This is a genomic window from Hymenobacter sp. (assembly GCF_036388155.1).
Taxonomy (GTDB): Bacteria; Bacteroidota; Bacteroidia; order Cytophagales; family Hymenobacteraceae; genus Hymenobacter.
In genome coordinates, this window is the sequence record NZ_DASVSI010000041.1 from 1 (window position 1) to 14,142 (window position 14,142).

A 14,142-nucleotide genomic window follows, 5' to 3' on the forward strand; every position below is an offset into this window, starting at 1 on the left:
GAGTGGAGGCCTCCACTCCGCTCAACAGGACGTTTTTGATTTTTAGAAATAACTGCAACGGTGAGTGCCTGGTTCGGGTAAACCTTTTCAGTTACCACCATTGTTGTACCTACATCAATTCACTTGGCTATTCTGATATGAAAGTTGAAATCTGGTCCGACGTGGTATGCCCGTTCTGTTACGTCGGCAAGCGCAAGTTTGAGAATGCATTGAAGGACTTTGCGCACCGCGACGACGTGGAAGTGGTATGGCGCAGCTTTGAGCTCACGCCCAACTTCGAGCCCATTCCCGGCGAGAACATCTATGAGTCGCTGGCGAAGAAAAAAGGTGTTTCAACCGCCGAAGGCCGCCGCATGAGCGACTACATGACCAACGCCGCCAAGGAAGTTGGCTTGGAGTACGACTTCGACCGCGCCGTTCCGACCAATACGTTTCTGGCCCACCAGCTCATCCACTTGGGCGCCCACCACGGCCGGCAAGACGCCACCAAGGAGCGCCTGTTTAAGGCGTACTATACCGAAGGCCAAAACATTGGCGACCTGGAAACGCTGGTGAAGCTGGGTGCCGAAGTGGGCCTCGATGCCACCGAAATTCGCGAAGCTCTCATCGCCGGTACCTACGCCGAGGCCGTGCGGTATGACGAGTACCAGGCCCAGCAAATCAACGTGCGGGGCGTGCCCTTCTTCGTGTTTGAGGACAAGTATGCGGTATCGGGAGCGCAGCCCACCGAGCTGTTTGCCGAGGTGCTGGGCAAAGTGTGGGACGAGTTCAAGCCCGCCAAGCCGGTGCCCCAACTAGTAGCCGACGGCCCCGCCTGCGGCCCTGATGGCTGCGACTGAACGCTGCGCTTAATGAAGAATGAGCAATGAAGAATGAATAATAATGTCATTGCGAGGCCGCAGGCCGTGGCAATCTTTCCTCACGCAATGATTCACTTAGAGGTGTGACAAACCCAATGAAGAAGCCCCGGCTCAGAGCAGAGCCGGGGCTTCTTCATTGCCAAATTGGTCGCCAAGGATAGGTCGGATTGCCACGCCGCGCTCGCAATGACCATTCCTCAAGCCGATGCTGGCGCGCGTCTGTGACGCGTGCCGACTGGTTTCGAGCCTCTGGCTCGCCGCGTGAACGAGGCCTGAACGACTCCACAACGGCGCAGCCGGGGGCGTTGGAAACGCCCAACTAGTCGGCACGCGTCACAGACGCGCGCCAGCATCGGCCATTGCTCATCAAGCCAAAGGCGTCAGGCCCTTATCATCGGGATGTGCGGGATGCCGTCTTCCAGGTACATCTCGCCGCACTGCACGAACCCGAAGCTTTGGTAAAACCGCTCCAGGTATTGCTGGGCGCCTATTTTGATGGGCTGGGCACCGTACAGCACTTCGCACTGAGCAATGGCCTGCTGCATGAGTTCCTGGCCTAGGCCGAGGCGCCGGTGGGCTGGGCTTACGGCCACGCGCCCAATGGCCACCTGCTCGTAGCTGATGCCCGCATCGAACAGCCGGGCGTAAGCGGCCAGCATGCCGGCCGGCGTGTAGCCCAGCAGGTGGTAGGCTTGGTCGTCGTGGCCGTCGAGGTCTTGGAAGGGGCAGTTTTGCTCCACCACAAACACCTCCACGCGCAGTTGGAGCAGTTGGTAGAGTTCGGTGAGGGCCAGGTCCTCGTAGGGTTTCAGCGTCCAGTCGAGTGTCATAATGGATGGGCATTCGATAATATGACCTAAGTAACAAGTAGCAAGTCTTACCGCTTGCCTTATTACCTACTACTGAAGTCTTGCAACTTATTTGGGCATGCGGGCCACTTCCGGCAGTGTCACCACGCGGTACTTGATGCCCAGGACGGCGGCATTTTCTTCGACGGTGGTGGTGAAGCCGGCTTGCTTCCGGCGTTCGTTCACCTTCGCTTCGTCTTTGATGGGCCACACAAACGGCGGCTGGCTTTCGCGCTCGCCCGTGGCGGGGTTTACCGGGCTGTAACCCATGGCTTGCGTACCGTAGAGCTGCTCCTTGTCGTCGCGCATGAGCTGGCGGTCCAGCATTTGGGCATACAGGCGGAAAGGCAATTCCCCGCGTTTGGCGGCGGTTTTTATGAGAGGCAAGTACGACTTGATGTCGTCAGAATGCTGGATGATGTACCACGCGGCCTCGTTGGTGGGCTCGCCCACCAGGAACTTGCCGGGGTAGCCGTATTGCTTGATGATGGCCCGGACCCGCACGATGTTGGCCGAGTCGGTGCGTATCATTTGGCGCGCCAGGTAGTTGGGGAGGTCTGCTTTTTTCACGCCCAGGGCTGCCGCCACCGAATCGGGCTGGCGGGTTAAGCGCGGGTCAAACAGCAGCGCTCGCCACCGTTGGTCGAGGGTATAAAGGCTGTCCAATTCGCGCTTCAGGCCCGCGTTGAACTGCTTCTGGGCATGAGACGGCCAAGCAACCGACAGGAGGAGTAGCGCCAGGAGTACGATTTTCATAGGAGCGGCGCAGGGGTGGTGAATTGGGCCAAAAATAACCCCGGCCCGCTACTGTAGCGGGCCGGGGCTGTCTGAACGGGCAAGTCAGAAAGTTATTTCTTCGGCCCTGCCTTTTCGGTTTTGCTCATGCTTTCGATGTTGCTGCTGCCAGTGGGCTTGCGCTGTCCCGGCGTTTTCAGGCCCGAGCTCGACCGCGACGCCCGGGTAGGGCCCGTAGCGGGCGTGGTGTTGGTTTTCGCGCCCACGCGCTGTCCGTTGCCGGGCGAGTAATTGGGCCGAACGGTGATAGGCGACGAAGGTGGGCTGTCGCTGTTGGTCGTGGACGCGCGCTGCGCGGCCGAGGTAGAGCCTTCGCGCGACCGCGGCGTTTGCGCCGTGGCCGTGCCGATGCCCGCTGCTAACGCAGCAATAATCAGGAGCTTTTTCATATAAGTGAAGAGTGGGAATGCGGAAAGGAATACACAGTCTTACGGCATAACCACACCTGCCGTTGGTGTCAAAACTTAGGATTTAGCTTACGCCACCACCGCCTCCTCCGCGCCCAGCTCCGTGAGCACCTTTTTGGCCTGCTGAATGGAACGCACCTCGTCAAACGTCACAATCAATTGCTCCTTGTGCTCCTTGAGTTTAGCGGTGCGCGGGTGCGTCTGCACGTAGTTGAGGATGGTGCCGAACTGCTCGCCCTGGAAGTAGGCTTTGTGCTCGTCATCGGCCGCGAGGTAGCCTTTCAACGTGTCGCGCTTGAGTGTGATTTTGGTGAAGCCCACCTTGCAGGCCTGCCAGCGCAGCCGCACGATATCGGCCAGCTGCTGCACTTCGGGGGGCAGGGGCCCGAACCGGTCGGTCATGCTCGTGAGCAGCTTCTGCAGCTCTTCCGGCTTCTGGGCGCGGTCGAGCTTGGCGTAGAGCTGCAGGCGCTCCGAGACGTTGCTCACGTACTTCTCCGGAATGAGCACCTGCTGGTCCGTTTCCACGTTGCACTCGCGGCTGCGGCCTGCGCCGGCCGCCGCTTGCAGCCGCTGGTTGGAGTCGCCCAGGAACAGGTCGCGGAATTCGGTTTCCTTGAGCTCGGTCACGGCCTCGTCCAGAATCTGGTGGTAGGTTTCGTAGCCCAGGTCGTTGATAAAGCCCGACTGCTCGCCGCCCAGCAGGTTGCCGGCGCCCCTGATGTCGAGGTCGCGCATGGCCACGTTGAAGCCCGCGCCCAGGTCCGAAAACTCCTCCAGCGTGCTCAGCCGCTTGCGCGCATCTGAAGGCAGGTTGGCCACCGGCGGCGTCAGCAAGTAGCAGTAAGCCTTGCGGTTGGAGCGGCCCACGCGGCCGCGCATCTGGTGCAAGTCGCTCAGGCCGTGCAGGTGGGCGCGGTTGATGATGATGGTGTTGGCATTGGGAATGTCCAGGCCCGACTCAATCAGGTTGGTGCTCACCAGCACGTCGTACTCGCCCTCCACAAACTTCATCATGCGCTTTTCCAACTGGTCGCCCTCCATCTGCCCGTGAATGGTGGTGATGCGGGCGTCGGGCACCATGCGCAGTATCATGGCGGCCTGCTCGTCGAGGTCCTTCACGCGGTTGTGCACGTAAAACACCTGCCCGCCGCGCTTCAACTCCCGCGCCACCGCGTCCCGAATCAGGATTTCGTCGAACACGTTCAGCTCCGTTTGCACGGGCTGCCGGTTGGGCGGCGGCGTGGCAATCACGCTCAAGTCGCGGGCACCCATCAGCGAGAAGTGCAGCGTGCGCGGAATCGGCGTGGCCGACAGCGTGAGCGTGTCCACGTTCACCTTCAGCTCCTTCAGTTTGTCCTTGGTTTTTACCCCAAATTTCTGCTCTTCGTCAATCACCAGCAGGCCCAGGTCCTTGAACTTGATGTCCTTATTCGTAAGCCGGTGCGTACCAATGAGGATGTCGGTTTTGCCCTCGGCCACCCGCGCCAGCGTCTCCTTAATCTGCTTGGTCGACTTAAACCGGTTGATGTATTCCACCGTCACGGGCAGCGTGGCCAGCCGGTCGCGGAAGGTCTTGTAGTGCTGCATCGCCAGAATGGTGGTGGGCACCAGAATGGCCGCCTGCTTGCCATCGGCCACCGCCTTGAAGGCCGCCCGAATGGCCACCTCTGTCTTACCAAAACCCACGTCGCCGCAGACAAGCCGGTCCATGGGGTGGGGTTGCTGCATATCGTTTTTCACGTCCTCGGTGGCCTTGGCCTGGTCGGGCGTGTCCTCGTAAATGAAGCTCGATTCCAGCTCGGCCTGCATGAAGCCGTCGGGCGAGAAGGCGAAGCCCGGCGCGGTTTTGCGCTTGGCATACAGCCGGATAAGGTCGGCCGCAATGTCCTTCACCTTCTTCTTCACCGACTTCTTCTTGTTCTCCCACTCCGGCGAGCCCAGCTTGCTCATGGTCGGCGGCGAGCCCTCCTGGCCGCTGTATTTTGCAATCTTGTGCAGCGCGTGAATGCTCACCGTCAGCACGTCGTCGTCGCGATACACCAGCCGGATGGCCTCCTGAATCTGCCCATTAATGTCCACCTGCGTCAGCCCCGCAAAACGCGCGATGCCGTAGTCCTGGTGCGTCACGTAGTCGCCGGGCTGCAGCGTCTTCAACTCGCGCAAGGTCAGCGCCTTCTTCTTCGAAAACTTCTTGGTTTCCTGGGCCCGGTAGTAGCGCTCAAACAGCTGGTGGTCGGTGTACACGGCCAGCTCCAGCTGCTCGTCCACAAAGCCCTCACGCAGCGCCAGCAGCAGGTGCTGAAACTGCACGTTGTTGTCCAACTCGTCGAAAATCGTGCGCAGCCGGTCGGCTTGCCGCACGGTGTCGGCCGCAATTATCGAGGTAAAACCGCGCTGCTGGTTTTCGCGCAGGTTCTTGGCCATGCGCTCAAATTCCTTGTTGAAGCTCGGCTGCGGCTTGGCCGAAAACTGGAACGTCTCGGCATTCTTGAAGTGGAAGCGCTTACCAAACTCCACCACCGCAAACTCGTCGAGCAGCTTCTTGAAATTCTTGCCCGACTCAAACAAGTCGGCGGGCTTGCTCACTATCTGCATGCCGTGCGCTTCGCTCAGCATCTGCTCAAAGTTGGCCTCGGCTTTTTCGTACAGCTCGCTCACCACGTCCAGTGTCTGCCGCACGTCCTTCACCCAAATACAGGCCGTGCGCGGCAGAAAGTCAAAAAAAGCCTCCCGCGTTTCGTGCAACATCTTGGTCTGCACGTTCGGAATGATGCTGATGCTCGGCCGCGGCTCCACCGACAGCTGCGTTTCCGGATTGAACGTCCGAATGCTCTCGATTTCATCGCCGAACAGCTCAAGCCGAAACGGCAGCTCATTCGCGTAGCTAAACACGTCCACGATGCCGCCCCGCACCGCGTATTGCCCAGCTTCGTACACAAAATCCGTCTTCTCAAAGTCGTACTCGCCCAGGAGCTCGCCCAGGAAATTCACGTCCAGCTTGTCGCCCACCTTCGCATTGAACGTGTTTTTCACCAAGCTCTGCCGGTTGATTACCTTCTCCGTCAGCGCCTCCGGATACGTCACGATAAACACGCTATTGCCAGCGGCGGCCACACGCGTCGTGTTGACTCTGTTGAGGACTTCGGCGCGCATCAGCACGTTGGCATTTTCCGTCTCGTCGAACTGGTAGGCCCGCTTGTAGGAACTGGGAAACAGCAGCGCCTCGGGCCCCTCCGGCAGCAGGTGCTGCAAGTCGGACAGGAAATAAGCCGCCTCGTCTTTGTCATGCAGCACGAACACGTGCGGGTGCTGGCCGTGGGCCACGGCGGCGGCCACCACAGCATCCTGGCTGCCCACCAGGCCGCGCAGGTGCAGGCGCACGCCGCTGGGGTCGGGTTTGGCGGCGCCGCGCAGGCGTGCGGCCAGGGTTTGCAGCTCGGGCGAAAGGCGATAGAGGCGGAGAAAGTCGGCTACTTGCACAAAAAATCAGGCTAGGCGGGCAAATGAACTAGCCCGGCCAGAGTAATTCCTGGTCGGGCTGCGGGGGTAAATACACCGGAGTTGGGGCGAAGGTTTCCGGGGCTGCCCGTAGCTTCGCTGCCGGTTTTTAGTTGTCAGTTGTTCGTTGTCGGTTGTCAGACCAGCAAAGAGATGCAAAGCAACCGAACAACTGGCAACGAACAACTGACAACTAAAACATGCGCGGCTCTTCCCATTTGGCCATTGGCCTCATCACCGGCGTGGCCATTGCCGGGCTGGTGCCCGCCCTGCCCTTTTCATTGCCGGGCATTGCCCTGGCGGGCTTTTCCAGCCTCGCGCCCGACCTCGACCACCCCGACAGCCGCCTGAGCAAGCGCCTGGGCTTCACCCAGAACTACGTCCGCTGGGCTTTCGCGGCGGGCGCGTTGGCCATTGCGGCGTATTCCTACTTCCAGCTGGCGCCCGGCGCCGAGCAGCGGCTCTACTACACGGTCGCCCTGGCGTTTGGGCTCATTGGGGCGGGCATGCAGGGCGGCTCGGCTAGGCGGTTGGCGCTGTTATTCACGGGCCTGGGCACGGTAGTGGCGGGCCTCTACACCGAGCAGCTGTGGCTGAGCCTGCTGGGCACCTTCGTGGCGCTGGCGCCTTTCACCTCGCACCGCTCCTGGACGCACACCATCTGGGCCACGGCGCTCTGGACGTACATTGGGCATTTGGCCAACCAGCACCTCGGCTGGCAAGGCGTGGCCTTATACGCGGGCGGCGGCTACGCTTCTCACCTCGTGGCCGATACCTTGACCAAGGCCGGGGTTAGGTGGCTGCTGCCGGTCTGGGATTTCTCGTTCAAAATTCCGCTCATCAGCACCGGCTCAGCCAGCGGCAACGTGCTGGAAGTGGCCATTTGCGTCGGCTATGGTTTGTTGGTGCTGGGGCTGGTGGTGGGGCGAATGGGCTTCTAACACCAAGGCTCATTTCTACGCATATCAACGTGTTGAGGCACTTGTGAGCGTAGGCTTACTGTTGCATAAGTCAGTCCAGACCATTAGCTTCGCAGCTATTATGCCAACAAATTAGCGTTGCTATTGTATTGATTCGTGTTCGTATTCTGCGATTCTTATAAGCTCGCCCGTCTGGTATTCAATTAAGTCAACTACTGTATAATCAGCCCTTAGCCTGGGCTGCCTTCTATACGGAATATCGCATAAATAACTCTATATCTGTTGTCACAAGCTTGCAAAAGGTACAATTTTACCTTAGTTTCGTGACAGTTCTACCCAATTAGGCCTAATTTCCCACCTTACTAGACTTTTCTAACTTACTTAACCCCCACGATTACCATGAATCAGATGAACAGCCCCTTGATTCGGGTTGGTGTCTTCTATGACGGCAACTATTTTTTGAAAATTAGCGACTATTATTATTTTCAGCACGAGCGCAAAGCACGCATCAGCCTAGAGGGCCTGCACGAGTACATCCGCCACCAAGTAGCCGAAGAAGAAGACGTAGACGTTCGCCTGGCCCGCATCACCGATGCTCACTTTTTCCGGGGCCGTCTTTCCGCCACCGAAGCCCGCGACAAGGACCGTCTGTTTCATGACCGCCTGCTCGACGACATCCTGATGAACCTGGGGGTGCAAACCCACTACATGGCTCTGAAAACCCGCGACGGCCGCCTCCAGGAAAAAGGCATCGACGTGTGGCTGAGCTTGGAAGCTTTGGAACTGGCCCTGCACAAAACCTTGGACGTGGTGGTGCTCATCGCCGGCGACTCAGACTACGTGCCCCTCATCCGCAAGCTCAATACCGTGGGCACCCGCGTGATGCTGCTGAACTGGGATTTCAAATACGAAGATTTCAAAGGCGAAACCCGCGTCACCCGCGCTTCGCAGCAGTTGTTGGAGCAGGTTACCTACCCGGTGGCCATGCACGACGTCATCGACCGCGGCCTTGAGGAGCAAGACCAGGTGGTAGAAGCGCTGTTTGTGAATCAGGCCGAGCCGGCCGCGTTTGCTCCCAGCACGCCTTCGGCTCCTAAGCTGGCTCGCCCCACTGGCCCTACCGCTGCTGGCCCCGTGGGCACGCTCGGCATGAGCACCATCAAAAACCTGAAAAACGGGTTTGGCTTCGTGGTGATGCCCCCAAACAACTTGTTCTTCAGCTACGCTGACCTGACCGAGGGCGACTTCAACGACCTCCGCGAAGGCGACTGGGTAGAATTCACCGTGGGCCGCAACCACCGCGACGAGGACTGTGCCCGCAACGTGCGCAAAGTGGCCGCGCCGCAGTTGAGCGACGGCGAAGACGATTATGAGCCGGTTAGCGTCCACGCCGCGGCCGAGCTGTAAGAAGGTAAAAATTGAGAGGTAAAAGCAAAAGGCCCGTCTGGATTACCAGATGGGCCTTTTGCTTTTACCTGACTATTGCATCACCAGCTTGGCGAAGTCGCGCTTGTTGGCTGGGTAGCGGTTGAAGGTGCCCAAGCCGCGGGCTACTGCTGTGTCTTCTTTGCCGAATGCAACTCGGTAAATGACGCAGCTGCTCACCACCAGCGAGTTGCCGGCGTGGTCTACCACCCCGCGGGCCACCAATTCATCATTCAAGTGTACGGCATGCAGGTAGTTCATCTTGAACTCTACCGTTGACACAAACTCCAGCGTGGTAAAAGCGAGGGAGAGCGCCGCGGCTCCGAGTGCGGCGTCCATTAGGCCGGCCAGCACGCCGCCGTGGCAGGTGTTGGGGGAGGAAAGGTGCTCGTCGCGCACGGTCATGCGGTATTCGGCCTGGCCGGGCGCGGGCACGGTAAGGACCATGCCATTGGTGCGGCCGTAATGGTTCATGTGGTTGTAGGCGGCCACCATGGCCGCTAGTTCCGGGCGAGCGGTGGGAGGAGAGGTGTCAGACACGGATGCGGGGCGAGTGGGAATGAACGGTTAGAGCCTGCAAGTTTGAAGAAAAATTTACTTCATTTGCCTATGCCCGGGCGGGGTGCAGTTTTCCCACTTTTGTTGTCAAGCTATGTCTGCTTTGCCACTCACCTTCGCCGAGTTTTACCCCCGGTACTTGCGCGAGCATAGCAAGCGCGGTACCCGCGTGCTGCATTTTGTGGGCACTACGCTGTTTTTGGTCTGCCTGGTCATGCTGTTTGCAACGGGGCGCTGGGGATGGCTGCTCGCGGGCGTGGTGGCGGCATACGGGCTGGCCTGGGTGGGGCACTTCTTTGTGGAGCACAACCGGCCGGCCACGTTCCAGCACCCGTGGTTTTCCCTACTCGGCGACTTTAAACTGTACGCCGACCTGTGGCGTGGCCGCGAGAAGTTTCAAAGCGGCTTGCGCATCAGGAAATGCGGCAGCACCCCAAACAGGAGATGCGACGGCTCGACCACCGCATAGCCGTGCTTTTCATAAAATCCCACCGCCGTTTCGCGGGCGTGCAGGATGATTTCGGTGATGCCGGCTGCCCGGGCCTTTTCTTCGAGGTAGGCCACCACCTTGCCGCCCAAACCGGTGCCCGCTGCCTCGGGCGCCACGGCCATGAAACGGATTTGGCCCTGGGTGGCCGTGGTGCGCTGCAGCATGCCCACGGCAAGCGCAGAACCAGCAGCGGGGCCAGGCAGCAAGGCGTGGATGGTGGTGGGCTCATCGTCGGCGGGGCAACGCTCCGAGCCAAGTGGCTGCTGCCAGGGCTGGCGCAACACCTGGTAGCGCAGTGCAAAGTACGCTGCCCATTCCGGTGGGGAACTGGGCGCTTGAACGGGGCTGACGGCGGGCATAAGCAGATTATGAGTTCAACGACATAACTAGAGCAGGGGCGGGGCCGTTACCTTTACACCCCGGTCTCGGCCGGTATCTAACCCAAAACTACGCCCACCCCGCTATGGCATCCTTCGACATCGTGAGCAAAGTAGACCCGCAAACTTTGGAAAACGCGGTTAATACGGCCCAAAAAGAACTGCAAACCCGCTACGACCTGCGCGACACCAAAGGCGGCATCGAACTGAACAAAAAGGAAAATACCATCCTGCTGTCTTCCGAAAATTCCATGCGCGTCAAGGCCCTGGAAGACATTCTGCTGGGCCGCGTGGTGAAGCAGGGCATTGATGGCACCAGCCTCGACTTCACGGCCGACGAGCAGCCCAGCGGCCAACTGATTAAAAAAACCATTAAGGTGCGCGCCGGCGTGGACAAGGAGTTTGGCCGCAAAATCATCAAGGCCATCAAGGACGCCAAGGTGAAAGTGGAGGCCCAGATGCAGGACGACCAGGTGCGCGTGTCGGCCAAGAAAATCGACGATTTGCAGGCCGCCATTGCGGTGCTGCGCAAAGCCGACATTGGCCTGCCCCTGCAATTCGTGAACATGAAATCGTAGCCCATTTCCGTCATGCTGAGGAACGAAGCATCTTATCACGGCAGCGTTACTCGGAAATATTAACCCCTGCGGCGCGGGACGTGACAAGAGTCTTCGCTGCGCTCAGAATGACAGTCAACAGTGTACGATTTCTCTGCCTTTGCCCACCCGGCCACCTGGATTAGCTTGTTGACCCTCACGTTCATGGAAATCGTGTTGGGCATCGACAACATCATCTTTATTTCCATCATCGTCAACCGCCTGCCAAAGGATTCGCAGGCCCGCGGGCGCACCATTGGCCTGCTGCTGGCGCTGGTGTTTCGCATCGGCTTGCTGCTGAGCATCTCGTGGATTGTGAGCCTGCGGTCTGCTCTCTTCACCATCAACCTGCCGCCGCTGGTCAACAACTTCGGGGTGAGCGGCCGCGACCTGATTCTGCTGGCCGGCGGCTTGTTCCTGATGTATAAGAGCACCACCGAAATACACACCAAGCTGCAGGGCGAAGAAGACCACGAAAGCGCAGGTGGCAGCGGCACTACGATGACGAGCGTGATTCTGCAAATCATCGTCATCGACATTGTCTTCAGCTTCGACTCGATTTTGACCGCAGTGGGCCTCGTGGATAACGTGTTGGTGATGATTGCTGCCGTTATCATGGCCATGGGCGTCATGCTGGCCTTCAGCGGCGCGGTGGCCAACTTCGTGAACAACAACCCCACCATTAAAATGCTGGCCCTGTCGTTCCTCATCATGATTGGCTTCATGCTGGTGATGGAAGCGGCCCACAAGGAAATTGAGAAAGGCTACCTGTACTTCGCCATGGCCTTCTCCCTCACGGTGGAGCTGCTGAACCTGCGCCTGCGCAAAAAGAGCAAGCCGGTGCAATTGCGCGACTCGCAGTACGACTAAGGACTGCTCAGCCAAACAGACACAAAAGCCCGTTCTGGTAATCAGAACGGGCTTTTTGCGTTTACGTAGTCAGCGTAACGATGGCGGCTAACTGGTCGAGCACCCGGCGTTGGGCCAGTTCGTGGAGGCGCCGGTTTACTTCGCTGCGGTGTTGCCGGTAGAACCCGTACTCCGTCGCTGTGAACTGGCCGGTCATCAGCCCCACCAGCGTGTAGCGCAGCTTGGTGTTGCGGCCCAGCAATTCCGTGAGCAAGCGGGCTTGGTCGGTCGGGCTGGCTTTGGCCAGGGGAATGTGGTGGTCGGCCACAAAGTCGGCCACCGCGGCCAGCAGCAGGTCGTTTTGCAGCTTAAGCACCGGGCGCAACGTGAGGTGCAGGAAGTCGCCTACCGAAGCGGAGCCGCTGGATTCGTCTGCCGCTGCTTCAGTGGGAATGGCGGGCCGCAGGGCCAACAGGGCGTCATCGGGCCGAGAAAACGAGGGGGAAGTAGGATGCACGAATGCACAACAACGAACAGCCCATTTGGCTCCCGAACTTGTTACACCACGCCCAATTTCACCAGCGCATCCCACAGCACGACGCCGGCCGCCACGCCCACGTTGAGCGAGTGCTTGGTGCCAAACTGGGGAATTTCGACGGCTAAGTCACACTGGGCCAGCACGGCATCGTCCACCCCGAACACTTCGTTGCCAAGCACCAGTGCCAGGGGCCGCCCGGGCTCGGGGTGAAACGCGGGCAGGGGCACGCTGCCGGTGGTTTGCTCCACGGCCACAATCTGGTAATTGGCCTGCTTGAGCAGCGCCACCGCCGCCACGGTTTCGGCGGCGTATTCCCAAGCCATGGATTCCTCGCTGCCCAGGGCGGTTTTGGTGATTTCGCGGTGCGGCGGGCGCGGCGTGATGCCGCAGAGCCATATTTTCTCCAGGGCAAAAGCGTCGGCGGTGCGGAAGATGGCACCCACGTTGTGCATGCTGCGCACGTTGTCGAGCACCAAAACCACCGGGCTTTTGGGCGTACTTTTGAAGTCAGCCACCTCCATCCGGTTTAGCTCGGCCATTGTGAGTTTTCGCATGGTCAGTAGCGCGAACTTTGTAGTTCGCGTTTTCGGTTTTAACGTTATTGATTAGCCGTTTTGGGCCTCCTCAAGTACTCCGCGCCGGCGTGAGGTGGGATGCCTGACGCTGATTTTCTTTTCAAAAAGGCGAACTGCAAAGTTCGCGCTACTTCGCTACGTTCGTCTTGTCTGCACCCGCCGCCCCCAAGAAAGAATTCGTCATCAAGTCCGTCGGCCCCGACCACATCACCCCCGGTTCGCCCGTCGACACGCCGCTGATGAAGCAATACTACCTGCTCAAGCAGCAGCACCCGGGCGCGGTGCTGCTCTTCCGGGTAGGCGACTTCTACGAGACCTTTGGCGAGGACGCCGTTACGGCGGCCCGCATTCTCGACATCACGCTCACCAAGCGTGGCGGGGGCACGCCCAACGAAATTCCGCTGGCCGGCTTTCCGCACCACGCCCTCGACAACTACTTGCCCAAGCTGGTGCGCGCAGGCCAGCGCGTGGCCATTTGCGACCAGCTCGAAGACCCCAAAGTCGCCAAAGGACTCGTCAAGCGGGGCATCACCGAGCTGGTCACGCCCGGCGTCAGCATGCACGACAACGTGCTCGAGCGCCGCGCCAACAACTACCTCGCCGCCATTCACTTTGGCAAATCCGAAGCCGGCATTTCGTTTCTGGACATCAGCACCGGCGAATTTTTGGTGGCCCAAGGCACGCTGGACTACTTGGGCAAGCTGCTGCAAAACTTCAGTCCCGCCGAGATACTATTTTGCAAGCGGAGCCGCGCCGAGTTTGAGCAGCATTTTGGTCCCGATTATTGCACCTACGCGCTCGATGAATGGGTTTTCGGCAACGACTACGCCCACGATACCCTCACGCGCCATTTCAAAACTACTTCGCTGAAAGGCTTCGGGGTTGATACCCTGAAGGAAGGCATTGTAGCGGCGGGCTGCATCCTGCACTATTTGGCCGAAACCAAGCACGCCGAGCTGGGCCACGTGGCTGCCCTGGGCCGCCTAGAAGAGGACAAGTACGTGTGGCTCGACCGCTTCACCGTGCGCAACCTCGAACTGGTCCACGCCCAGCATCCCGGCGGCGTGTCCCTCATCGACGTGCTCGACCAAACGCTTACGCCGATGGGTGCCCGCCTGCTTCGCAAGTGGATTGTGTTGCCCCTGAAGGAAGTAAGCCAGATTCAGCGCCGCCTCGACACGGTGGCTGCCTTGGTAGCCGATGAAGAACTGCTGGCCGACCTCACCCAACACCTGCGCCAGATAAACGACCTAGAGCGCCTGATTTCCAAAGTGGCCGTGCGCCGCGTCAACCCGCGCGAGCTGCTGCAGCTGGCCCGCGCCCTCGAAGCCATTGCGCCCATGCGCGAGCGGCTGGCCTCATCCGGTGTCAAAGCTTTGGTGAAGCTGGCCGACCAACTCAAC

Annotated in this window: 14 protein-coding genes and 1 pseudogene; 7 read left to right on the plus strand and 8 right to left on the minus strand. The window is 59.6% G+C overall.

Annotated features, from left to right (window positions below):
• Nucleotides 1-137 precede the first annotated feature (137 nt).
• Complete coding sequence (locus VF629_RS06075; protein WP_331057565.1) at nt 138-839, plus strand: DsbA family oxidoreductase; 702 nt, start codon at nt 138-140, stop codon at nt 837-839.
• A 401-nt stretch (nt 840-1,240) separates the two neighbouring features.
• Here the strand turns inward: VF629_RS06075 and VF629_RS06080 are convergent, their stop codons facing one another.
• From VF629_RS06080 to mfd, 4 genes are all read right to left on the minus strand, one after another.
• On the minus strand, nt 1,241-1,690 hold the full coding sequence (locus tag VF629_RS06080) for a GNAT family N-acetyltransferase (protein WP_331057566.1): 450 nt from the start codon (nt 1,688-1,690) through the stop codon (nt 1,241-1,243).
• Nucleotides 1,691-1,777: 87 nt separating this feature from the next.
• A complete protein-coding gene (locus VF629_RS06085) occupies nt 1,778-2,464 on the minus strand; it encodes a DUF6624 domain-containing protein (RefSeq protein WP_331057567.1) in 687 nt (228 codons plus the stop codon).
• 92 nt (nt 2,465-2,556) lie between these two features.
• Complete coding sequence (locus VF629_RS06090; protein WP_331057568.1) at nt 2,557-2,892, minus strand: hypothetical protein; 336 nt, start codon at nt 2,890-2,892, stop codon at nt 2,557-2,559.
• Between the two features lie 87 nt (nt 2,893-2,979).
• Nucleotides 2,980-6,393, minus strand: coding sequence for a transcription-repair coupling factor (mfd, locus tag VF629_RS06095; RefSeq protein WP_331057569.1), 3,414 nt, complete (start codon nt 6,391-6,393; stop codon nt 2,980-2,982).
• Between the two features lie 218 nt (nt 6,394-6,611).
• Here mfd and VF629_RS06100 point away from each other — a divergent pair, with 218 nt between their 5' ends.
• Together VF629_RS06100 and VF629_RS06105 are read left to right on the plus strand one after the other, a co-directional pair.
• Nucleotides 6,612-7,352, plus strand: a complete 741-nt coding sequence (locus VF629_RS06100) for a metal-dependent hydrolase (RefSeq protein ID WP_331057570.1) — start codon at nt 6,612-6,614, stop codon at nt 7,350-7,352.
• A gap of 378 nt (nt 7,353-7,730) precedes the next feature.
• Nucleotides 7,731-8,738 (plus strand): NYN domain-containing protein, encoded by a 1,008-nt coding sequence (locus VF629_RS06105; RefSeq protein ID WP_331057571.1) that lies wholly within the window; start codon nt 7,731-7,733, stop codon nt 8,736-8,738.
• Nucleotides 8,739-8,810: 72 nt separating this feature from the next.
• On the opposite strand, the gene VF629_RS06110 is transcribed toward VF629_RS06105, so the two are convergent.
• Complete coding sequence (locus VF629_RS06110; protein ID WP_331057572.1) at nt 8,811-9,296, minus strand: PaaI family thioesterase; 486 nt, start codon at nt 9,294-9,296, stop codon at nt 8,811-8,813.
• 112 nt (nt 9,297-9,408) lie between these two features.
• Between VF629_RS06110 and VF629_RS06115 the strand changes: the two genes are divergently transcribed.
• Nucleotides 9,409-9,783 carry a DUF962 domain-containing protein gene (locus VF629_RS06115; protein ID WP_331057573.1) on the plus strand — a complete coding sequence of 125 codons (375 nt, stop codon included), beginning with the start codon at nt 9,409-9,411 and terminating at the stop codon, nt 9,781-9,783.
• On the opposite strand, the gene VF629_RS06120 is transcribed toward VF629_RS06115, so the two are convergent.
• Nucleotides 9,711-10,163 (minus strand): GNAT family N-acetyltransferase, encoded by a 453-nt coding sequence (locus VF629_RS06120; RefSeq protein WP_331057574.1) that lies wholly within the window; start codon nt 10,161-10,163, stop codon nt 9,711-9,713. The two genes, VF629_RS06115 and VF629_RS06120, sit on opposite strands and share 73 nt — an antisense overlap.
• 104 nt (nt 10,164-10,267) lie before the next feature.
• Between VF629_RS06120 and VF629_RS06125 the strand changes: the two genes are divergently transcribed.
• Nucleotides 10,268-10,759, plus strand: coding sequence for a YajQ family cyclic di-GMP-binding protein (locus VF629_RS06125; protein WP_331057575.1), 492 nt, complete (start codon nt 10,268-10,270; stop codon nt 10,757-10,759).
• A 120-nt stretch (nt 10,760-10,879) separates the two neighbouring features.
• A complete protein-coding gene (locus VF629_RS06130) occupies nt 10,880-11,647 on the plus strand; it encodes a TerC family protein (RefSeq protein WP_331057576.1) in 768 nt (255 codons plus the stop codon).
• 61 nt (nt 11,648-11,708) lie between these two features.
• Here VF629_RS06130 and VF629_RS06135 read toward each other — a convergent pair whose 3' ends face one another.
• Nucleotides 11,709-12,143 (minus strand): hypothetical protein, encoded by a 435-nt coding sequence (locus tag VF629_RS06135; protein ID WP_331057577.1) that lies wholly within the window; start codon nt 12,141-12,143, stop codon nt 11,709-11,711.
• A gap of 41 nt (nt 12,144-12,184) precedes the next feature.
• Entirely contained in the window at nt 12,185-12,718 is a 534-nt protein-coding gene (locus VF629_RS06140) for an RNA methyltransferase (RefSeq protein ID WP_331057578.1), read from the minus strand.
• A gap of 260 nt (nt 12,719-12,978) precedes the next feature.
• Between VF629_RS06140 and VF629_RS06145 the strand changes: the two are divergent.
• Nucleotides 12,979-14,142: pseudogene (locus tag VF629_RS06145) on the plus strand (DNA mismatch repair protein MutS); the annotation flags it as partial.